Here is a 22,109-nt window from a genome sequence, read left to right as displayed (position 1 = left end):
TTGCTGCATATTGTTGCTTTCCGAAGAAGCCGTGTATCAATGTTACAAGAACTCTTGACACACAGCTCGCTTTGTTTTGAATTCGTCGAACTCACGTTAAAAGAAAAGTCCTCGCTGTTTCTATTTATTTTTTGTACAAACGTTTTTATTTTTTGTACAAAAAATAAAAAAACGTCGCGATAAATTTCTGAAAACATGCGGACGTTTACGCCACTTCCCGCCGACGTTTTTTCCGAAACAAGGCGAGAATTTATACACGACAGGAAATAACTGCTGGCACCTGTCTCAAAGCAGCCGACAAACCCACTGATTACGATATAAAAAATCTCCTTGCTCCAACCCTGACATTCTTTGTACAAGGTGGAACAAGGAGATTTCCTTTGTATAAATATTTGATTTATCAAGTGACTTTCACGTTCTCAACTGCATCGCATTATCGGCTTCCGGCATTACGAAACAGTCGAAAAGTCTATCAGAACATCTGACTTACCCGTTCGATACCGGCTGCCAGTGCATCGATTTCTTCTTTGGTGTTGTACAAGCCCAACGAGGCACGTACCGTTCCTTCAATGCCCATCCGGTGCATCAACGGCTCGGCACAATGGTGCCCTGTACGCACGGCTATGCCTAAACGATCGAGCAACGTGCCCATATCGAAATGATGGATATTTCCCACCAGGAAAGAAATAACTCCTCCCTTGTGCTCAGCTTCGCCGAAGATACGCATGCCGGGAATCTCCTTCAGGCGGTTCATGGCATATACCGTCAGTTCGTGTTCGTAAGCTGCAATCTTATCCATTCCGATAGCCGAAACATAATCGAGTGCTTTTGCCAGTGCCGTACTGCCAATGTAGTCGGGTGTTCCTGCCTCGAACTTGAAAGGCAGCTCGTTGAACGTAGTATGCTCGAAGCTGACATTCTTGATCATCTCTCCTCCACCCTGATAAGGCGGGAGCTTGTCGAGCCACGCTTCTTTTCCATAAAGCACACCGATACCCGTAGGACCATATACTTTATGTCCGCTGAACACATAGAAATCGGCATCCAGATCTTGCACATCAATCGGCATGTGAGGAATGCTCTGTGCACCGTCTATCAGCACCGGAACCCCGTGTGCATGCGCCGTAGCAATCATTTCCTTTACGGGATTGATGGTTCCCAGCACGTTCGAAACATGAGCCACTGATACCAGTCGGGTACGCGGAGAGAAGAGCTTCTCATATTCGTCGAGCAACAGTTCGCCGCGGTCGTTCATGGGAATCACTTTCAGCACAATTCCCTTACGTGCAACCTGCAACTGCCACGAAACGATGTTACTGTGATGTTCCATGACCGAAACAATCACTTCATCGCCTTCCTTCATCTGACTGTCGACAAAGGTCGATGCCACAAGATTGATACTTTCGGTCGTACCACGCGTAAAGACAATTTCCGAAGTACTGCGAGCATTGATAAACTTACGTACGGTTTCACGCGAAGCCTCGTGCAAGTTGGTAGCCTGCTGCGAAAGAAAATGTACGCCGCGATGTACGTTGGCGTTGACCGAATAATATTCGTCTGTAATCGACTCTACCACTACACGGGGCTTTTGGGTAGTTGCTCCGTTATCGAGGTAAATCAACGGTTTGTTGTACACCTTTCGCGAAAGTATCGGAAAGTCTTCTCTTATTTTTTGTACATCGTAAAACATTTCACACGATTATTTATTTACAAATAGCACATCCCTGACATTTATTCAGCTCGCCACGGAAACGTTTTTCTACCAGCAAGTGCAAACGGTCTTTCAATGCATCCATCCGGATATTGTCGATAACCTCGTTTACAAAGGCAAACATCAGCAACAAGCGTGCTTCTTTCAGGCTGATACCACGCTGCTGCATGTAGAACAGCGCATTTTCATCGAGTTGTCCGACCGTTGCTCCGTGCGAACATTTCACATCGTCGGCATAAATCTCCAGTTGCGGCTGAGTATACATGCGCGCTTCACGCGTAGCGCAAATATTACGGTTGGTCTGCTGCGATGAAGTACCTTGTGCTCCTTCGCGTACCAATACCTTACCGGCAAAGGCTCCTACTGCCTGATCGTCGAGTACATATTTGAACAACTCATTGCTGGTACAGTTGGGAACCTTATGGTCGATGAACGTATTATTATCTACCTGTTCGTTTTTGTCGGCAATTGCCATACCGCACAAGTTGATTTCCGCTCCTTGTCCGGCAAGCGTTACTTCGGTAGTATTGCGTGTCGTACCGTTGTGAAGCGTCATGCCATTCAGCAATACATTACTGTTTGCCTGCTGGTTGACGAACAGATTGTTGAAGCGAACCGTGCTGTTGTGCGTTTCCTCCAGTTCATACAGGTCGAATACGGCATTTTCGCCAACGAATACTTCCACCACCTGCGTAGAAAGGAAATTCACCTCATCCATTGCATGGTCGCAAATCAACAGTTTGGCCTGCGCACCGTCTTCAAGGATTATCAGCATACGACGGTTGACCATCGTATTGACATCGGCACGTAAAATATTAACCAGCTGAATCGGCTTTTCTACTACTACATTCTTTGGAACATACATCAGCACACCATCTTGCGCAAACATGGTATTGAAGGCAACAACCCCGTCTTTCGACGTATCGGCAAGCTTGCCATAATATTTTCTCACCAGTTCAGGATGCTGATCCGCCATATCTTTCAAACTGCCGAATATCACACCTTCGGGCAATTGTGCAGAAGGATGTACATGTTTGTCGAATGCATCGTTTACCACAAAATAGAGTGAAGTACTCATGTTCGGCACATCACACTTGAACACTTCGTACGGATTGACCGGAAACTCCAGACGGTTCAGGTTCAGTCCGTAGTCGGGAGCAAAATATTTGCTCACTTCCGTGTATTTATACTTCTCTTGCTTGCGTGTAGGGAAGCCCAGACTTTCGAAGTCGGCAAACGCTTTTGCACGAGGAGCATTCAGCACCTCTGCGCTATGCCGGCAAATCATCGCCTCACACTGCGAGAAAAGGTCAATATATTGTTGTTCTGCTTTCATGCTTATTCTCCTAATTCTTTCTTAATCCAGTCGTAACCTTTTTCTTCGAGTTCGAGTGCCAGTTCCGGTCCGGCAGTCTTTACGATACGTCCCTTGTAAAGTACGTGTACGATATCGGGCTTGATGTAATCCAGCAGACGCTGATAGTGAGTTATCACGATACAGCTTGTTTCAGGAGTCTTCAGTTTGTTCACTCCCTCGGCTACGATACGGAGCGCATCAATATCCAGTCCGGAGTCTGTTTCATCGAGGATGCTCAACTTCGGCTCCAGCATGGCCATCTGGAAGATTTCATTACGTTTCTTTTCGCCACCAGAGAATCCTTCGTTTACAAAACGGTTGGCAAGCTTACTGTCCAGTTCCACAACTTCACGTTTCTGGCGCATCAGCTTCAGAAACTCGCTTGCAGTCAGAGCAGGAAGTCCTTTGTACTTACGCTGTTCGTTTACAGCTGCACGCATGAAGTTTACCATGCTTACTCCGGGAATTTCTACCGGATACTGGAACGAAAGGAACAATCCTTCGTGACTACGGTCTTCCGGACTCATAGCCAGCAAGTCCTTTCCGTCGAAAGTTACCGAGCCTTTTGTTACTTCATAAGCCGGATGACCGACCAGTACGTTACTCAATGTACTCTTACCAGAACCATTCGGTCCCATGATAGCATGTACTTCACCCGACTTTACTGTCAGGTTGATTCCTTTCAATATCTCTTTGCCATTAATTGTGGCATGCAAATCTTTTATTTCTAACATAACGTTCTTTTTTATTTATCCTACACTGCCTTCCAACGAAATAGAGAGCAACTTCTGTGCTTCTACGGCAAACTCCATAGGAAGTTTGTTCAATACTTCTTTCGCATAACCGTTGACAATCAAGCCTACTGCATCTTCGGTTGGAATACCACGCTGGTTGCAATAAAACAACTGGTCTTCCGAAATCTTCGAAGTGGTAGCTTCGTGTTCAACAACTGCCGTTTCATTGTGTATATCCATGTAAGGGAATGTATGTGCACCGCAATGACTTCCCAACAACAAAGAGTCGCACTGACTATAGTTGCGGGCATTGTCTGCACGTTCCGATACACGAACCAGTCCACGATATGAGTTCTGGCTCTTTCCGGCACTGATACCTTTACTTACAATGGTAGAGCGAGTATTCTTTCCCAGATGAATCATCTTGGTACCCGTATCGGCCTGCTGGTAATTGTTGGTTACCGCAACCGAATAAAACTCAGCTGTAGAATTATCTCCACTGAGGATACAGCTTGGATATTTCCATGTGATAGCAGAACCGGTTTCTACCTGTGTCCACGACAGTTTGCTGTCTACTCCCTTACAGTTTCCTCGCTTCGTTACAAAGTTGTATACGCCTCCCTTACCTTCAGCATCACCCGGATACCAGTTCTGTACTGTGGAGTATTTTACTTCGGCACGGTCTAATACAACAATTTCTACGATAGCGGCATGCAACTGGTTCTCATCGCGCATCGGCGCCGTACATCCTTCCAGATAAGAAACATAACTGTCGTCATCGGCAACAATCAGTGTACGTTCAAACTGTCCGGTATTCGCCGCATTGATACGGAAATAAGTAGAAAGTTCCATCGGGCAACGTACTCCTTTAGGTATATAGACGAATGAACCGTCACTAAATACAGCCGAGTTCAAAGCTGCAAAGAAATTATCGCGATAGCCCACAACAGAGCCCAAATATTTCTTCACCAAATCCGGATGCTCGCGTATGGCTTCACTCATGGAACAGAAAATAATTCCTTTTTCCATCAGTGTTTCCTTAAAGGTTGTCTTTACAGAAACAGAGTCCATAACGGCATCTACCGCCATTCCGCTCAGCGCCATCTGCTCTTCCAGCGGAATACCCAGTTTATTAAATGTTTTCACCAGTTCAGGGTCTACCTCGTCCATGCTTTTCGGCCCTTCTTTCTTTTGAGTCGGATCGGCATAATACGAAATAGCCTGATAATCTATTTCAGGAATATCGAGATGAGCCCATGTAGGCATTTCCATTGTCAGCCAGTGACGATAAGCTTTCAGACGGAACTCCAATAACCATTCCGGTTCACCCTTCTTGGCCGAAATTAATCGTACCACATCTTCATTCAATCCCTTTTCAATGATATCTGTATGCACTTCCGTAGTAAAACCATATTTGTATTTTTCCTGCGTAAGCTGCTTTACAAACTCGTTTTTCTGGGATTCTTCCTTTTTATTGAGTTCTTCTTGCATATACTTTTTATATCAGTCTATTAGTTGTTTAGTTACATTCTTTATAGTCGGATAAAAAATACCCGAAAAATCTTCTATCGGATGATATAACACAGAAGCCTGCTTGACGGTTGACTTTATTAAGTTATCTTTAGAATCGACAAACTCAATAAAGTGTATAACAACACCGACAAGTAGCATATACTTCAATACACCCAGACCTGCCCCCAACATACGGTTTACTAAACCCAACTGGACAATATCCATAACCCTTGTCAGAGCTGAAGCCAGCATCAAAAATACGACTGGAACCAGCAGCCATATTAAGATGAAAGCTATAACCTGAGCAAATGTCAGCGGGGTACCTAACTCTTCTGCCAGTTTCTCTCCTACCGAAGCAAACAAAGCACGAGCTATAAGCAGACCTGCTATCAGTCCTACAATAGAGGCGAGTTGTTTAATAAATCCTTTTGTGAATCCCAATACACCTCCTATACCTATCACTATTATAATAATCCAATCGAGGACTGTCATATTCACTTCCATAAAAAAGGAAATGTCATGCTGAACGCAGGGAAGAATCTGTACACATCCGATAGCGTTTACAGATCCTTCGCTATGCTCAGGATGACATCACCTCATTAAAGATATTATAATGTAATTATAAAGTTTGCTTTACTTCTACCTCCTCATAAGTTTCAATCACGTCACCTACTTTCAGGTCATTGCAATTGGTAAGGCTGATACCACATTCAAAGTTTGTACCAACTTCTTTCACATCGTCCTTGAAACGTTTCAATGCATTGATGCTTCCTGTAAAGATTACAATACCATCACGAATCAAACGGGCTTTATCAGAACGTTTTACCTTACCTGTCTTAACCATAGCACCGGCAACCATACCCACCTTACTAATATTGAAGACTTCACGGACTTCGATGGTAGCGGTAACCTGTTCTTTCAATGTAGGAGCAAGCATTCCTTCCATAGCTGCTTTCACTTCCTCTATTGCATCGTAAATGATAGAATACTTACGTATATCCACACCTTCCTGCTCAGCAAGCTTAGCAGCATTACTTGACGGACGAACCTGGAAACCTACAATAATTGCATCCGAAGCAGCGGCCAACGATACATCTGATTCTGAAATCTGACCGACTCCCTTGTGAATAACATTTACCTGAATCTGCTCGGTGGACAATTTTATCAACGAATCGCTTAATGCTTCTACAGAACCATCCACGTCACCTTTCACAATTACATTCAATTCGTGGAAGTCACCCAGTGCCAAACGACGACCAACTTCATCCAAAGTAAGCATCTTCTGTGTACGCAAGCCCTGTTCACGAGCCAATTGTTCACGCTTATTGGCAATTTCACGAGCTTCCTGATCTGTATCGAATACATGGAATGTATCACCAGCAGCCGGAGCTCCATTCAGACCTAAAATCAATACCGGTTCAGAAGGACCTGCCTCTTTCAGACGCTGATTACGTTCGTTGAACATTGCCTTAACCTTACCATAGTTCGTTCCGGCTAACACGATATCTCCAACATGCAATGTACCATTTGAAATCAATACGGTAGCTACATATCCACGTCCCTTATCCAATGAAGATTCAATGATAGAACCAGTAGCCTTACGGTTCGGGTTAGCTTTCAGGTCAAGCATTTCAGCCTCCAGCAAGACTTTTTCCAACAGCTCTGGAACACCTGTACCTTTCTTTGCTGATATATCTTGTGACTGGTATTTACCTCCCCATTCTTCTACCAGGAAGTTCATTGCAGCCAGTTCTTCTTTAATTCTGTCTGGATTTGCATTGGGCTTATCAATCTTATTAATGGCAAATACGATAGGAACTCCCGCAGCCATTGCATGGTTGATGGCTTCTTTAGTCTGCGGCATCACATTATCATCGGCAGCCACAATGATAATAACTACGTCGGTAACCTTTGCACCACGAGCACGCATAGCTGTAAACGCTTCATGTCCCGGAGTATCGAGGAATGTAATACGACGTCCGTCTTCCAATTTCACATTGTATGCTCCAATATGCTGTGTAATACCTCCGGCCTCACCAGCAATTACATTGGCTTTACGAATATAGTCCAGCAACGAAGTTTTACCATGGTCAACATGACCCATGACAGTAACAATCGGTGCACGCGGTTGTAAATCTTCTTCTGCATCAGCTTCTTCTTCGATAGCCTGAGCAACTTCCGCACTTACATATTCCGTTTTATAACCAAACTCTTCTGCAACCAAATTAATAGTTTCAGCATCCAGACGCTGGTTGATGGAAACCATGATACCCACACTCATACAAGTAGAAATAACCTGAGTAACCGAAATATCCATCATGTTTGCCAACTCATTTGCCGTAACAAATTCTGTCAACTTCAGTACCTTGCTTTCTTCCTGTTCCAATTCTTCCTGTTCCAGTTGACGGTTCTGTATACTTTCACGCTTTTCCTTACGATACTTGGCAGCCTTATTCTTTCCTTTGTTGGTCAAGCGTGCCAAAGTTTCTTTTACCTGCTTAGCAACATCCTCATCGCTTACTTCCGGCTTAACAACCGGTTTTTTGAAGCGATCTTTATTATGCTTACCGCTACCTTGAGCAGCATTAGAATTGCCCTTGCCAGCTTTATTATCTCCTCCACGAGGTGCAGCCATACTACCTGCTGCATTAATGTCTACACGCTCCTTATTGATGCGATTACGTTTCTTCTTACCCGCAACATCGCCCTGACCGCCTTTATCAACTTTTTCGTCGGTTTTTCTTATCTCCTTAATAATAGCGTCCTTCATCTGTTTACGCTGTTCCAGACGCTGCTTGTCTTTTTCCTCCCGCTCTTTACGTTTTTCTTCTTTAGTTTTCTTCTTCGGACGAGTAGACTGGTTCAGTGCAGCCAGGTCAATCTGACCTACTACATTTATTTTCGACTTAAACTCCGTTGGACGGATTTTAAACACTTCATCTTCCTTGTCCTGCTGAACGGTCTGTGCTTCGGGTGCTTCTTTCTTTTCTTCCATTAAATCCGGTTTCAAATCTTCTGCCTTCTTCTGTTCCGGCTGTTTCTGTTGTTCATTAATCTGAGGTTGCGGCTGTACAACTTCCGACACAGTCTTCTCCTCCACCTGTACTGGTGTAGGCTTTTCCACTGGTTTTACAGCTTCCACCACTTCCTTTTTCTCTTCCTTAGCAGGTTCCACCACAGCCGGCTTCACCTTCTTCTTATTAAGATTGTCCAAATCAATTTTGCCTACAGGCTTAAATTTCGGACGTGCATCTTCGGGCACAACTGTTTCTATCACTTCCGGCTTAGCCTCAGCCTGCAAGTCATCGATAGAAACAGAAGCTTTATTACGTTCCTTATTCTGCCGTTCCTGAAAAATCTTTTCAGACTCTATTTTCAAATCTTTGTCTTTGCTAAACTCTTTCACAAGTGCAGCATATTGTTCATCAGTAATTTTAGTATTCGGATTTGCCTCGATAGTATATCCTTTCTTCTGCAAAAAGTCCACTACCGTAGCAATACCTACATTCAAATCTCTTGTTACTTTGTTCAGTCTTATCGTCATAAATTCTTTTAGTTTTTAATAGAGTTCAGGGAAAAAGGTTTTCAGTCACGGATAGTCTGTTTTATTTATTCCTCGAACTCTGCCCTCAAAATTCTTAACACATCATCCACTGTGTTTTCTTCCAAATCAGCTTTTTCGATCAGCATTTCACGTGGAGCGTTCAGTACACCTTTTGCCGTATCAATACCAATACCTTTAATAGCATTGATAACCCATTCATCGATTTCATCTTTGAATTCATCCAGATAGATATCTTCATCTGTTGCATTTTCATCCAGCTCACGATATACATCGATAGTATATTCAGTCAACATACTTGCCAACTTGATATTCATACCACCTTTACCGATAGCCAACGAAACTTCTTCTGGTTTCAGGTATACCTCTGCCTTTTTCTCTTCCTCATGCATAATAATAGAAGAAACCTTGGCAGGGCTCAGTGCACGCTGTACAAACATCTGTATATTCGAAGTATAGTTGATAACATCAATATTCTCGTTACGCAATTCACGAACAATACCATGAATACGAGATCCCTTTACGCCGACGCATGCTCCAACCGGATCAATTCGTTCATCGTAAGACTCCACAGCAATCTTTGCACGTTCGCCCGGGATACGTGCGATTTTCTTGATTGTAATCAGTCCATCATTAATTTCAGGAACCTCCTGTTCAAACAAGCGCTGCAAAAAAACTGGAGATGTACGGCTCAGAATAATCTTCGGATTATTATTCTTATTGTCTACCCGTGCTACAACCGCACGTACAGTTTCTCCTTTACGATAGAAATCGCTTGGTATCTGTTCTGTTTTCGGAAGCAACAATTCATTGCCTTCATCATCAAGCAACAAAATTTCCTTCTTCCAAATCTGATAAACCTCAGCAGCAATAATTGTGCCGACTTTATCGATATACTTGTTATATAAACTATCTTTTTCCAGTTCCAAAATCTTAGAAGCCAATGTCTGGCGAAGATTCAATATCGCACGGCGACCGAACTTCTCGAATATCACCTCATCAGTTACTTCTTCTCCTACTTCATACGATGCATCGATTTTGCGAGCTTCGGTAAGTGAAATCTGCATATTCGGGTTTGTCAGCTCATCATCAGCCACCACCTCACGATTACGCCATATTTCAAAATCGCCTTTATCGGGATTTACAATCACATCGTAATTTTCATCGGTACCGAACATCTTTGCAATCACACTACGAAATGATTCTTCCAGTACGCTCACCATCGTGGTGCGGTCGATATTCTTCAAATCTTTAAATTCCGAAAACGTGTCAATTAAACTGACAGTTGCTTCTTTCTTCGCCATAATTTTATTTAAAGCTTATTAAGTATTTGGTGTATTTTATTTCGTCATAAGTAAAGGTAACATTCTGTTCTACCAGCTTCGGACGTTTTGCGCCTTCAGGCTTCACCTTTGTCTGTACCGTAATCGTAAAGTTAGCTTCATTCGCCTCTGCCAATACGCCAGTCCATTTCTTTCCATCCTTATCCAGCACTTCCACATCTTTTCCGATATGAATAATATATTGCTGAAGTACCTTAAAGGGTTGCCCGATTCCTGCCGAGCCAACCTCAAGTTCATAATCTTCAACCTCTCGGTTCAGCTTCGACTCGATATAACGGCTTAAGTCCACACAATCATCAATCCATACGCCTTCCGCATGGTCGATTTCAACTACAATTTTGTCATCCGGAGTTACAGTGACATCTACCAGGAAATAATCTTTACCCTCCAGCCATTCTTCAACTATCCGGGTTACAACGTTTTTATCTATCATGTATTAACTATATAAGAACAAAAAAAGGAGCTTAACCGCCCCTCCACCTTTTCATCCATCTCGGTTGCAAAGATACAAATAATATAATGTACTGCAAAATATTAGAATAAATATTTCATTTTTAGCAAGATTTATCTTTTTGGGGTATCTTTGCAGACAAAATAAAACAGTTTATCTCATTATGAACAATAAAAGCATCAATAGCAACAAGCAATTTATGATAGGAAATGGCATTTTAGCCTTTGGAGTTTTTTTCATCGTATGCTTGTTCCTCTACCTGAGTTTTCGTGCTCCTAAAACCGAGCAGAAAGTATCAAGTGATTTATATACCATTCAAATAGGGAACAGTTTGGCAGGCGACAGCATCTCGGTATATGTAAACGATAGCCTGCTGCTCAACTGTACAATGGGATCTACAGCTCTCACTCTTCAAGTTAACCGGTTTGCAGAGGAAAACGCACTAATGATTGTCGACAATCAAAGTGATGAAATCACTCCGTTCAGCCTGAATCCTAAAGGCAGCATCATCAATATAGAAAAGGAGAACGGAAAAATTGCGATAAAAGAATCAGAACGAGAATAAATTCTTATTCAAACTCCAGCACGAAGGTTGTATTCCAGCCATTCGTACCCGAACGCAGCAGACTGATAGTTCCTCCTGAAAGCTTCATAATCTGACGCGACAAAGAAAGCCCGATACCACTTTCCTCACTACGGGTTGTGAAGAACGGTACGAAAATTTGTTCTGCTTCTGCTTCCGGTATCGCCGGACCATCGTTACTGACATACACAAACACATGCTCATCGGCTGAACTATATGCACGCACATGTATCCTTCCTTTACTTCCACCAATAGCCTGTACCGCATTTTTTATCAGATTGATAAGCACCTGACGTATCAAATTGGGATCTGCATAAAGCATCAGTTCCACCGGTTCAATTTGCAAAGTAAGAGAAATATTTTCAGGAACAAGCGTGAGCCCTTCTATCTGATGAAGCAAATCCAGCAAATAAAAAGGTTCGGGTGAAGGCTTTTGCAAGGAAGAAAACTTACGGTAACTATCAACAAACGATATTAAACCTGTAGAAGTTTCATGAATGGCACGTATACCATCGTACAAAGGAGTTCCGACAACATCACTGCGTTTTAAGAACGTTTCACTCAATGACGATATGGGAGCTATGGAATTCATTATCTCATGTGTCAGCACACGAGTCAGTTTTATCCACGAGTCAAGTTCCTTTGCGTCCAGTTCATTGCGAATATCATTTAAGGCCAGAATCCGTACCTTCTGTTCACCCAGTTGCATAACCGAAGCACGTACCAGCAACTGCACTTCTCCCTTTGATGTCGAGAATTGTATATTATATCTTTCTCCGGCACCCAATGTACGAAATACATGAGAAACTTCCGTACCATAACGTTCCAATTGCTGCAAAGTACTCAGCACAGGTAACCCCAATAAACGTGCAGCAGCCGGATTTGTCTGTACAACCTTCATATTTTCATCCAGTACAATGATACCCGACGTTACACTCGAAAGGATTTGTTCGTAAAAGCGTTCACACTGCTCCATCAGTTGCTTCTGTTCACTCATCAGCCCGCCAAAGCGATTGAGCGTATCCTGTAACACACGTTCTCCTCCTGAGAAACCTGATATCGGCAAACGAAATGAATAGTCACGATTACGAATAGCCTCCAACATCAACCAACTTTTTTCACGCAACTGTTGCTGCATCTTTCGGAAAATAAAAACGGAAGCAGCACATAACAACAGCCCACCCCCCATCAACAGCCCTTTTCCTTCGGTAATTCCCAAAGTAATCAGCGCAACTCCAGCAACAAGCAGTAACGTACGTACAGTAATCGAATAAATCCACCTACAGCCCATAACGTTTCATTTTATTGTAAAGCGTCTGACGAGTAATACCTAACATAGCTGCGGCTTGCGAAAGATTCCCTTCGCATTGATCGATAGCACGTTTCACCATACTACGTTCCATTTCATCAAGCGTATGAAAAGGAGTTTCAACTTCTGTATGCACGGCTACCGAATCAACTGAAGAAGACGTTGGTGTTAGCTGCAACATATCTCCCTGCAACTCATCACCATCAGACAGAATAACAGCTTTTTCCACCGTATGCTGCAGCTCACGGATATTACCAAACCAAGGATGCTCCAGCAAACGGCGGGCAGCCTCAGGGCTGAAAGATTGTACCGGTCTGCCATATTGCTGCGCATACTGTTCAAGAAAACGTTTCGCCAAAGGAAGAATATCCTCCTTACGTTCACGTAAAGCAGGTATATGTAAATGAATAGTATTGATACGATAAAGCAGATCTTCACGGAACTCTCCATTCTTCACCATCTCTTCCAGGTTACGGTTGGTAGCACAAATTAAACGGATATTGGTAGGCTGAGGTGTATTACTTCCGACTTTCACAAAGCAACGTTTTTGAATAGCCGTAAGCAGCTTCGCCTGTAAATGATAAGGCAGATTAGCAATCTCATCCAAAAAGAGCGTTCCCCCATCAGCAGCCTCAAATCGTCCAACACGGTCGGTATGCGCATCCGTAAATGAACCCTTCACATGACCAAACAACTCACTTTCGAACAACGATTCTGTAATGGCTCCCATGTCCACAGCAACCATCGGTCCCTCTCTACGATTAGACAGCCGATGAATCTCACGTGCCAACATATCCTTTCCCGTACCATTTTCTCCTGTAATCAAAATATTGGCATCGGTCGTACTGACTTTCTCAACCAGCATACGCAAAGGACGAATTGCCTGCGAATTCCCCCAATACATACCGGCATCGGATGTTGCCGGAACTGTTACTACCTTTTTTTACCTTTGCGCGCATCTGCTATTCGGGCATATGCTTCCTGAAGCGTCTGTACCAGACGGGCATTCTCCCAAGGCTTTACAACAAAATCGGAAGCACCTTCTTTTATTCCAGTTACAGCAAGGTTTATATCAGCATACGCCGTGAAAAGCACCACTTCAGTTTGTGGACGGAGGCGTTTAATCTCGCGTAACCAATAAAGCCCTTCGTTCCCGCTATTAATACCTGATGAAAAATTCATATCAAGCAATACCACATCGACAGCCTCCCGGTTCAGCAAAGTTGGGACTGTAACAGGAGAATCTATTGTTATTACACGCTCAAAGTATTCTCCTAACAAATATTGTAGGGAAGTCAAAATGTTTCGGTTATCATCAACAACCAGCAAAATTCCTTGTTTAGCCATACTCTTTTTATTTGCAGTCATGCAAAGATACGTAAAGATAAAATAACGAAATGGGTAACAGGTGACAAAAAATTAGACACCTACTGTCTAATTTTTTGACACAACAAGGAAAGACGAGTACAGCGCGACAACTGATAATCAACACATTACTCTTTTGGCACGATATTTGAATTAAAGACAGTGAATAAAACGAACAATGCATGAAAAGAAATATCACAATAAAGAAATCAATCTTGCTACTGACTTGCTTATGCAGCCTTAATCTGACAGCGCAAGAAGCTTGGGACGTAGACCGGTGCATGACTTATGCTGTCAACCATAACCGCACGGTTAAGCAGCGTAATCTGGAAGCCGACAACTACCGTCTGGAACGCATGAAAGCAATCGGACAATTTTTGCCGGGTGTATCAGGAGGAGTAAGTGCACAATATAATTTCGGACGTTCGGTCGATCCAGAGACCAACACTTATAAATCGGAATCGACATTCAACAATGGTTATAGTATGGAAGCCTCTATTTCGATCTTCCGAGGAGGAAGCCTGATTAATCAAGTACGAAAAAGCAAAGCCAACCTGCTATTAGGCAAAGCAGCCCTGCAAGAAGCACGCGACAATACCGCACTGGAAACATTTCAGGCATATATCGACGCACTTTATTACTATGGCACTACACGACTTGCCAGACAGAAACTGACAGAAAGTGATTCCTTGCTTTATAAAACTCGCAGGCAAGAAGAGCTGGGTTTAAAAGGAATGTCGGATGTTGCACAGATGGAAGCACAACAAGCTACTGATGCCTACAACCTGACTCATCAGCGTAATCTATACGAAACAGCCATGCTGACTCTGAAACAAAAAATGAATTTTCCAACCGAAGACTCCCTGATACTCGATACATGTCTGTTGGAGCAATCAGCTTTCGAACAAATACAACTGACAACAGAACACGCCGACGAAGTATTCCGTCTTGCACTGACATACAATCCAACACTAAGACAAGCCGAAATGCAAAAACGTTCGGCCAACATGGATCGTAAAATAGCATGGAGCTCGGTAGTTCCATCTATTACTTTCTACGGAGGCATTTCAAGTTCCTATTATAAAGAATTACATAAAACGGGATATCCGCAGTTTTCCACTCAGTTCGAAAACAATTTTGGTTCTTATTTCGGCATTAGTATGAGTATCCCTATTTTCAATCGCTTGTCGGGTATTGCCAACATGCGTCAGGCTCGGAATAATTATCGCATAGCTACCGAACAGTACGAAGCGCAAAAAGAAGAACTTCAAAAACTGGTACAACAAGCCGTACAAGACCGTGAAGGCTACTTGAAAGAAAGCATCCAGATGGAAAAGAAGGTAGCTTCCGATTCACTCGCCTACCACGTTACGCGACGCAAATACGAAGAAGGACTTATGACTTCACTTGACGTACAAAATAACGCTGCCACACTACTGGAAAGCCAAACAGGGCTATTACAGAGTAAACTTACCTATCTGATGAAATTCAGACTGGTAGATTATTATAAAGGACAAGATATTATCAGAAACAAAGAATAAAATATTACGCACTATGGATATACAACTGGAAAAGAAAAAAGGCATTCAAAAGAAACACATTCCTTACATAGCTGGAGGAGTCATCGTTCTGCTACTATTAATCTGGATCATTTTCGGTAACCACGCATCTACATTAAGAGTGGAAGCCTCTTCGCTTAACATAGCTGATGTAACATTCGGCAAATTCAATGATTATATCCGACTGAACGGGCAAGTACAGCCTATCTCCGTCGTCCAACTGAGCCCGGAAGAAGGAGGAATCGTACAGGAAAAGGTAGTAGAAGAAGGAGCACATGTAAAAAAAGGAGATATCATTCTCCGCCTCAGCAATTCAAACTTAGACTTGCAGATTCTGAATGCAGAATCAGAACTTGCCGAAAAACAAAACTTATTGCGTAATACGCAGGTTACCATGCAACAAGATAAACTAAACAACGAAACCGAAAAAGTACAGCTCGATATTGATACACGCCGCAAGCAACGTACCTATCTTCAATATAAACGTTTATATCAAGAACGCCTTATTAGTCGGGAAGAATACCTTCAGGCTAAAGAAGACTACGAAGTTGCACAAAAGAAACATGGATTGATTACCGAGCGACTGGTACAAGATTCTATCTATCGCAACATACAAATGGACCAGATGGAGGACAATTTACAGAACATGCGAAAAAATGTACTGCTGATTCGTGAAAGAAAGGATAAGCTGGAAGTTCGCGCTACTATCGACGGTGAGCTTGGGCTGTTGGATGCGGAATTAGGACAGAATATTACCGCCGGACAAATGATCGGGCAAATAAACGACCTTTCCGACTTCAAAATAGAAGCCATGATAGACGAGCATTATATCGATCGGGTAACCAATGGACTTCCAGCTACCTTTGAACGACAGGAAAACACATTCAAGTTGAAAGTCCGCAAAGTATATCCCGAAGTTCGTGAAGGCCGATTCCGCACTGACTTTGTTTTCGAAGGTAAACGTCCTGATAACATCCGAAGCGGACAAACTTATTACATCGACCTGCAGTTGGGAGAGCCTACTGAAAGTGTTCTGATACCTAAAGGTACCTTCTTCCAAGTAACCGGAGGTAACTGGATTTTCGTAGTCGACAAAGAAGGGAAGAAAGCTTATCGCCGTAAAATCCGTATCGGACGACAGAACCCGCAGTATTACGAAGTACTGGAAGGACTGGAAAAAGGAGAACGAGTTATTGTTTCCGGATATGAAAGTTACAAAGACAACGAAGTACTGGTATTAAACTAAAAAGCTAAGATAATGATGAAAAAGATAGCAACTATATTAACGAGTTTGGTAATGGCCTGTTTATGTGTAAACTGTGCCAGTGCAAAAGGAGGAAACAAAGAACAAGTAAGTGAAACCCGTAGTGTGAGTGCTTTCCATTCCATCGAAATGGAAAGTATAGCAGGAGTATATTTCACGCAATCCGACACCTATTCGCTTCGTGTAGAAGGTGAAAAAGAATGGGTGGACCTGACCAGATGCACCGTTAAGAATGGGAAATTACTGATTACGTGGGCCAAAGAAAGAAAGAAAACAAGCAAGCAGGTAAATGGACTTTTCATTTACCTCAGTGCACCCGATTTACAGGAAGTTGTTTTAGACGGAGTTGGTTCCTTTGAGTGTAAATCCCGTCTGAACCTGAAAAACATCAAATTTGAGATAGCAGGGGTAGGCAGCCTGAATGTAGCCGATTTGCATGCCCGCAACGTAAAAGTCTCTTTAGAAGGAGTAGGCAGTGGTGAACTTACAGTAGATTGTGACCAACTGGATGCCAATGTGGACGGTGTGGGTAGTCTTACCCTGAACGGGAAAGCCCAATCGGCTCATATTTCAAAAGATGGCCTCGGCAGTGTTTCTACCCGACGATTGAAAGTCGGTGACTAAAAATTACAGCTACAAGTTAAGCACAAAACGAATTATGAATACACTTTTCAGAAATTTCTCACATACTTTCCGGCGTTTCTTTACGGCCAGCATACTAAACCTGCTGGGGTTAAGCATCGCCTTTGCAGCCTGCTTTGTCATCCTGACACAGGTAGACTACGACTATAACTACAACAAAGCCTATCCGGCACACGATCGCATCTACCGGGTAGAAGTAAATCCAGGTGGAGAATACGGTTGGCAAATCTGGCTGGCTCGTCCATTCTGTGAACTAATAGGAACTGCATCCCCTCATATACAAGCCTTTTCGATAACTTCATTGTCAAACTATCCCAGTGATTTTGAAGTAGATGAACACATTTATTCAGAACTTGAGTTTACCGGATTTGGGGATTACCTGGAGGTATTTCAGCCTACTATGGTATGCGGCACGACTGCTTCTCTCAATGAACCCGGTCAGGTCCTGATTTCCGCATCCATGGCTCGTCGTTTTTTCGGTACCACGGATGCCATTGGCAAGACCCTTTACACAGGCCATAAATCTCATAATTATCCATCGGTAATTGGAGGTGTCTATCAGGATATGCCGGAAAACTCCCAGTTGGGTAACTGTGTGTTCTCTTCTTTTCGTTCGGATTTGAACAAAGATTCCTGGACAAACTGGAATTATACTATGTATATCCGGCTCGACAATCCGGCTTCATTGGCCGATGTACAGCAGTCGGTCATCGAAAACTGCAAGCAGAAGATTCCAAGAGACCGGATCAACGGAACTGAAGATTGGGAGAATTTCATTCATTTTACGCCGCTGGACGAAGTACACTATTCTACGATAGGCAACAAGGCAGCTACCAGCAAAGCAGCTTTGTACCTACTGCTGTGTGTATCAGTACTGATTCTGCTAACGGCAGCAGTCAACTACATGAACTTCTCACTGGCAGAAACTCCCATGCGGTTACGTTCCATCAATACCCAGAAGGTGCTGGGTGCTTCCACTGTCTCTTTGCGGATATATCTGCTATTAGAATCGGTATTGGTTTGTGTATGCGGATTCCTGTTGTCCTTGCTCTGGCTCTACCTGCTGAAAGGCACCCCTCTAAGTACCTTAGTGGCATCCGATCTTTCGTTGACGGCTCATCCGATCCTGCTGGCCGCTTTAGGGGGAATCGCCGTATGCATGGGTTTGCTGGCCGGAGCTTACCCCTCTTATTACGTCACCTCTTTCCAGCCGGCACTGGCATTGAAAGGCTCGTTCGGTCTTTCCCCGAAAGGCAAAATGCTGCGTACGTTTTTGGTTTGTTTCCAGTTTTTCGTCTCTTTCATGCTAATTATTTCTGTAGGCATCATGTACCTGCAAAGTCATTACATACAGAACAGTGATTATGGTTACGATAAGAGTGTGGTTCTGGTAGGTGAAATTCCTGACGAACTCCTCGATCGCAGAGAAGCGATTGTCAGTGAATTGTCTGGAATTTCGGGCATAGAAGGAATCTCCATTTCCCAGTTCGTATTGAACTCGTCCGATAACTACATGTCGTGGGGAAGAGGAAGTGAAGACCGTTCCATCAATATGGTCTGTTTTCCGGTAGATTACCGCTACTTGTCGGTGATGGGAATCAAGATAACTGAAGGACGTGATTTCAAACCGGGTGACGGAGATGTGTATATTTTCAACGAAGCGGCCCGAAAGAAATATCCTTGGATGAGAGTCGATGAACCGGCTGTCCCCGAAGATTATCCGATCGTGGGATTCTGTGAGAACATCCGTTTCAGCAGCTTCCGCAACAACGATGCCGCAGAGCCGATGGCCTTCTTTATTTACGGAAAAGATCATGCTGACTGGGATGCCAACAGCATCTTGAACATCCGGGTAGCTCCGGGAGTAGACAAGGTGGACATGCTTCACCGCTTGACAGAGGCCGCAGAAAAGATAGCGCCGGGGCGTGACTTCAATTTCAGGTTCATGGATCAAGTGATTGACCAGAACTACCATCGGGAACTGCGTTTCACTCATCAGATTCTGTTGTTCTCCTTAATTGCTATCGTACTCAGCATAATTGGTGTATTCGGCCTTACGCTGTTCGAAAGTGAATACCGCCGCAAGGAAATCGGAATCCGGAAAATCTTAGGAAGCTCTACCGGTAAAATTCTTTATATGTTTACCAAGCGTTATCTCGTCATGCTGGTGATCTGCTTCCTGCTGGCAGCCCCCTTCGGCTGGTGGATTGGGCATGACTGGCTGGAAAGTTTTTCTGACAAAACCCCAATCCATGCTTGGATATTCGTCATTTCTTTCCTGCTGGTCAGCCTCATTACGATACTGACAGTGACCTTCGAGTGCTGGAAGAATGCCAACGAGAATCCGGTACGAAGCATCAAAACTGAATAATATTATTTCCCATGAAAACACTTGTCCGCAACTTTTCGCATACGTTCAGACGCTTCTTTACTGCAAGCATACTGAACATCTTAGGGCTAAGCATAGCCTTTGCATCCTTCTTTGTCATCATGACACAGGTGGACTATGACTATAATTTCAATAAAGGATATAAAGACTACGAAAAAATATTCCGAGTAGAAGTCAAACCCACACCAGACTCCGACTGGCAGTTGTGGATGCCCCGTCCGTTATGTGAACTGATACAGACTTGTTCACCACACGTAAAGTCAATATCCATAACCAATGCATTTATGGCGCAAGCCGACTATGAAGTAAACGGAAACATATTCAACGAAACGACTTGTTGCGGCTTTGGCAATTTTCTGGAAACGTTCCAGCCCAAAATGATAAATGGTTCTGCCAATGCACTGAACCAGCCCAAAACAATTCTCATTTCAGAATCAATGGCAAAACGTTTTTTCGGAACAGTAGATGCGGTTGGACAAAGCATTTTCAAAGACAAACGGTCCAGCAATAATGAATGGACTATCGGAGGGGTATACAAAGACTTTCCAGAAAACGCACAGATAAGAAACTGGATCATGATGCCCAACGATCCCAAAGAAAATAAAGACAGGTGGAACAACTGGAATTACACTTGTTACATACGTTTGGATCATCCGGATTCGGCACCCGAAATAGAAACGCTTATAGAGGGAATTGTCAAGAAGAATAATCCCGAATATGCATCAGAAGGGAGTGACAGCATTTCCTCCTCTATAGTTCATTTATCACCATTGGCGGACGTTCATTTTTCTACCATAGCAAACAAAAGTGCAAGCAGCCGTACTACAGTTTACCTGTTGATATGTATTTCTTTCCTGATTGTAGTAATAGCGACTATCAATTTCATGAATTTCTCGCTGGCAGAAACCCCGATGCGCATCAAAAGCATCAATACCCAAAAAGTATTGGGAGCAACAACCCGTTCACTTCGCTTCAGTTTGATAGCAGAATCCGTACTTATCAGTACCATTGCTTTCATACTTTCTCTGATAGAGGTACTGCTATTGAAAGATTCCGGTCTGCAAGACCTGGTAAGTGCCGGACTACAGCCTTTGGAACATCCGATACTGCTCACCATTACTTTCTGCCTGAGTCTGCTCATGGGATTCTTAGCCGGCATATATCCCTCCTATTATGTTACATCGTTTGCACCGGCACTGGCACTAAAAGGCTCTTTTGGTCTTTCTCCTAAAGGACGTACCTTGCGTACAGCTCTGGTATGTATCCAGTTCTTTGTTGCCTACATGCTCATAATCGGAGTAGGAATCATGTATATGCAGAGCCGCTATATCCGGACATCCAACTATGGATATGATAAAGAGGTCATCATCACAGGAAACATGACAACGGAAACTCAGGCACAGAATGATGCCGTAGTAAACGACCTGTCCCGTATTCCCGGGGTAAAAGGAGTAGCTTTTTCAATGTTCATTCTAAGCTCTGCCGACAACTACATGAACTGGGCCATGGATTACAACAATACAGTTGTACAATTTGATGTAATGCCTGTTGATTATCATTTTCTGGATGTAATGGGAATCCATGTAACAGAAGGACGAAACTTCAAGCCGGGCGACGGAGATGTCTATATCTTCAACGAAGTGGCACGCAAAAAATATCCCTGGATGAAAGTCGACCAGACCGCTCCATCAAATACAGCAGCTTCCGTAACGATGACAACACGCAGCCTATGGCCTTTTTTATTTATGGAAAAAACTTTGAGAAAATAGGTCATCAATGGCAGCAAGCCATCAATGTTCGTGTATCGGCAGGAGTAGATAAGATTGCGATTATCCAGTCACTCCAGAAAACGATGGAAAAGTTTACTCCCGGACACGACTTCAATTTCCGGTTCATGGATGAAGTACTCGATGCCAATTACCGGAACGAATTGCGCTTCACCAAGCAGATCCTGCTATTCTCACTCATTGCCATTGCCATCAGCCTGACAGGAGTGTTCGGACTCACCATGTTCGAAAGCGAGTACCGAAGAAAGGAAATCGGAATCAGAAAGATTATGGGAAGCTCGACCACACAGATTCTGTACATGTTCAACCGGAGATATATACTTATACTTACCGGATGCTTCATCGTGGCAGCACCGTTCGGATGGTGGATCGGGCAGCACTGGCTGCAAGGATTCGCAGAAAAGACTCCTGTCAGCCCGTGGATATTCATACTGTCATTCCTGCTGGTTACGCTTATTACCATGCTTACCATCACTGTACAGAGTTGGAAAAATGCTCGCGAGAACCCGGCAAACAGCATCAAAACCGAATAATAAAAACA

General features: G+C 43.4%; 16 protein-coding genes and 1 pseudogene. 7 read left to right on the top strand and 10 right to left on the bottom strand.

Annotated elements, in window-relative coordinates; translation table 11 throughout:
* Window positions 1–472: 472 nt before the first annotated feature.
* From ACZM60_RS07195 to rimP, 8 genes are all read right to left on the bottom strand, one after another.
* The gene (locus tag ACZM60_RS07195) at window positions 473–1,690 is read right to left on the bottom strand and encodes an aminotransferase class V-fold PLP-dependent enzyme (protein WP_489521160.1); all 1,218 of its coding nucleotides are present in this window, start codon (window positions 1,688–1,690) and stop codon (window positions 473–475) included.
* A gap of 13 nt (window positions 1,691–1,703) precedes the next feature.
* Window positions 1,704–3,047: a Fe-S cluster assembly protein SufD gene (gene sufD / locus ACZM60_RS07190; RefSeq protein ID WP_021971662.1), complete on the bottom strand. Its 1,344-nt coding sequence runs from the start codon at window positions 3,045–3,047 to the stop codon at window positions 1,704–1,706.
* Window positions 3,048–3,049: 2 nt separating this feature from the next.
* Window positions 3,050–3,802, bottom strand: coding sequence for a Fe-S cluster assembly ATPase SufC (sufC, locus tag ACZM60_RS07185; RefSeq protein WP_489521159.1), 753 nt, complete (start codon window positions 3,800–3,802; stop codon window positions 3,050–3,052).
* A gap of 15 nt (window positions 3,803–3,817) precedes the next feature.
* Window positions 3,818–5,293: a Fe-S cluster assembly protein SufB gene (sufB, locus tag ACZM60_RS07180; RefSeq protein ID WP_021971664.1), complete on the bottom strand. Its 1,476-nt coding sequence runs from the start codon at window positions 5,291–5,293 to the stop codon at window positions 3,818–3,820.
* Between the two features lie 12 nt (window positions 5,294–5,305).
* Window positions 5,306–5,806 carry a CvpA family protein gene (locus tag ACZM60_RS07175; RefSeq protein WP_340318758.1) on the bottom strand — a complete coding sequence of 167 codons (501 nt, stop codon included), beginning with the start codon at window positions 5,804–5,806 and terminating at the stop codon, window positions 5,306–5,308.
* Between the two features lie 127 nt (window positions 5,807–5,933).
* Window positions 5,934–8,858: a translation initiation factor IF-2 gene (gene infB, locus ACZM60_RS07170; RefSeq protein ID WP_489521158.1), complete on the bottom strand. Its 2,925-nt coding sequence runs from the start codon at window positions 8,856–8,858 to the stop codon at window positions 5,934–5,936.
* Window positions 8,859–8,923: 65 nt separating this feature from the next.
* Window positions 8,924–10,180, bottom strand: a complete 1,257-nt coding sequence (gene nusA / locus ACZM60_RS07165; protein ID WP_489521157.1) for a transcription termination factor NusA — start codon at window positions 10,178–10,180, stop codon at window positions 8,924–8,926.
* Window positions 10,181–10,184: 4 nt separating this feature from the next.
* Window positions 10,185–10,652, bottom strand: coding sequence for a ribosome assembly cofactor RimP (rimP, locus tag ACZM60_RS07160; RefSeq protein WP_340318716.1), 468 nt, complete (start codon window positions 10,650–10,652; stop codon window positions 10,185–10,187).
* 181 nt (window positions 10,653–10,833) lie between these two features.
* Here rimP and ACZM60_RS07155 point away from each other — a divergent pair, with 181 nt between their 5' ends.
* A complete protein-coding gene (locus ACZM60_RS07155) occupies window positions 10,834–11,235 on the top strand; it encodes a hypothetical protein (RefSeq protein WP_340318715.1) in 402 nt (133 codons plus the stop codon).
* Between the two features lie 4 nt (window positions 11,236–11,239).
* Here the strand turns inward: ACZM60_RS07155 and ACZM60_RS07150 are convergent, their stop codons facing one another.
* The gene (locus tag ACZM60_RS07150) at window positions 11,240–12,544 is read right to left on the bottom strand and encodes a sensor histidine kinase (protein ID WP_489521156.1); all 1,305 of its coding nucleotides are present in this window, start codon (window positions 12,542–12,544) and stop codon (window positions 11,240–11,242) included.
* Window positions 12,534–13,909 (bottom strand): annotated as a pseudogene (locus ACZM60_RS07145) (sigma-54-dependent transcriptional regulator). Before ACZM60_RS07145 ends, ACZM60_RS07150 begins: the two are co-directional and overlap by 11 nt.
* Window positions 13,910–14,109: 200 nt before the next feature.
* Between ACZM60_RS07145 and ACZM60_RS07140 the strand changes: the two are divergent.
* From ACZM60_RS07140 to ACZM60_RS07115, 6 genes are read left to right on the top strand one after another with little or no spacing between them, the layout of a single operon-like run.
* Window positions 14,110–15,468, top strand: a complete 1,359-nt coding sequence (locus ACZM60_RS07140) for a TolC family protein (RefSeq protein WP_489521155.1) — start codon at window positions 14,110–14,112, stop codon at window positions 15,466–15,468.
* Between the two features lie 13 nt (window positions 15,469–15,481).
* Entirely contained in the window at window positions 15,482–16,732 is a 1,251-nt protein-coding gene (locus tag ACZM60_RS07135) for an efflux RND transporter periplasmic adaptor subunit (protein WP_489521154.1), read from the top strand.
* A 12-nt stretch (window positions 16,733–16,744) separates the two neighbouring features.
* A complete protein-coding gene (locus ACZM60_RS07130; RefSeq protein WP_489521153.1) occupies window positions 16,745–17,374 on the top strand; it encodes a GIN domain-containing protein in 630 nt (209 codons plus the stop codon).
* Window positions 17,375–17,408: 34 nt separating this feature from the next.
* Complete coding sequence (locus ACZM60_RS07125; RefSeq protein WP_489521152.1) at window positions 17,409–19,763, top strand: ABC transporter permease; 2,355 nt, start codon at window positions 17,409–17,411, stop codon at window positions 19,761–19,763.
* Window positions 19,764–19,774: 11 nt separating this feature from the next.
* On the top strand, window positions 19,775–21,550 hold the full coding sequence (locus tag ACZM60_RS07120; protein WP_489521151.1) for an ABC transporter permease: 1,776 nt from the start codon (window positions 19,775–19,777) through the stop codon (window positions 21,548–21,550).
* Window positions 21,511–22,101, top strand: coding sequence for an ABC transporter permease (locus ACZM60_RS07115; protein WP_489521150.1), 591 nt, complete (start codon window positions 21,511–21,513; stop codon window positions 22,099–22,101). The genes ACZM60_RS07120 and ACZM60_RS07115 overlap by 40 nt, the downstream gene beginning before the upstream one ends.
* The last annotated feature ends 8 nt before the right edge of the window (window positions 22,102–22,109 follow it).

Source organism: Phocaeicola sp., from assembly GCF_057861905.1.
Note: the sequence above shows the minus strand (reverse complement) of the source record. Positions and strands in the feature narration are given on the sequence as shown.

Excerpts from the sequence above, each read along its gene's own strand:
- ACZM60_RS07195 (WP_489521160.1), bottom strand. The coding sequence starts at position 1,690 with ATGTTTTACGATGTACAAAAAATAAGAGAAGACTTTCCGATACTTTCG.
- sufD (WP_021971662.1), bottom strand. The coding sequence starts at position 3,047 with ATGAAAGCAGAACAACAATATATTGACCTTTTCTCGCAGTGTGAGGCG.
- sufC (WP_489521159.1), bottom strand. The coding sequence starts at position 3,802 with ATGTTAGAAATAAAAGATTTGCATGCCACAATTAATGGCAAAGAGATA.
- sufB (WP_021971664.1), bottom strand. The coding sequence starts at position 5,293 with ATGCAAGAAGAACTCAATAAAAAGGAAGAATCCCAGAAAAACGAGTTT.
- ACZM60_RS07175 (WP_340318758.1), bottom strand. The coding sequence starts at position 5,806 with ATGACAGTCCTCGATTGGATTATTATAATAGTGATAGGTATAGGAGGT.
- infB (WP_489521158.1), bottom strand. The coding sequence starts at position 8,858 with ATGACGATAAGACTGAACAAAGTAACAAGAGATTTGAATGTAGGTATT.
- nusA (WP_489521157.1), bottom strand. The coding sequence starts at position 10,180 with ATGGCGAAGAAAGAAGCAACTGTCAGTTTAATTGACACGTTTTCGGAA.
- rimP (WP_340318716.1), bottom strand. The coding sequence starts at position 10,652 with ATGATAGATAAAAACGTTGTAACCCGGATAGTTGAAGAATGGCTGGAG.
- ACZM60_RS07155 (WP_340318715.1), top strand. The coding sequence starts at position 10,834 with ATGAACAATAAAAGCATCAATAGCAACAAGCAATTTATGATAGGAAAT.
- ACZM60_RS07150 (WP_489521156.1), bottom strand. The coding sequence starts at position 12,544 with ATGGGCTGTAGGTGGATTTATTCGATTACTGTACGTACGTTACTGCTT.
- ACZM60_RS07140 (WP_489521155.1), top strand. The coding sequence starts at position 14,110 with ATGAAAAGAAATATCACAATAAAGAAATCAATCTTGCTACTGACTTGC.
- ACZM60_RS07135 (WP_489521154.1), top strand. The coding sequence starts at position 15,482 with ATGGATATACAACTGGAAAAGAAAAAAGGCATTCAAAAGAAACACATT.
- ACZM60_RS07130 (WP_489521153.1), top strand. The coding sequence starts at position 16,745 with ATGATGAAAAAGATAGCAACTATATTAACGAGTTTGGTAATGGCCTGT.
- ACZM60_RS07125 (WP_489521152.1), top strand. The coding sequence starts at position 17,409 with ATGAATACACTTTTCAGAAATTTCTCACATACTTTCCGGCGTTTCTTT.
- ACZM60_RS07120 (WP_489521151.1), top strand. The coding sequence starts at position 19,775 with ATGAAAACACTTGTCCGCAACTTTTCGCATACGTTCAGACGCTTCTTT.
- ACZM60_RS07115 (WP_489521150.1), top strand. The coding sequence starts at position 21,511 with ATGGCCTTTTTTATTTATGGAAAAAACTTTGAGAAAATAGGTCATCAA.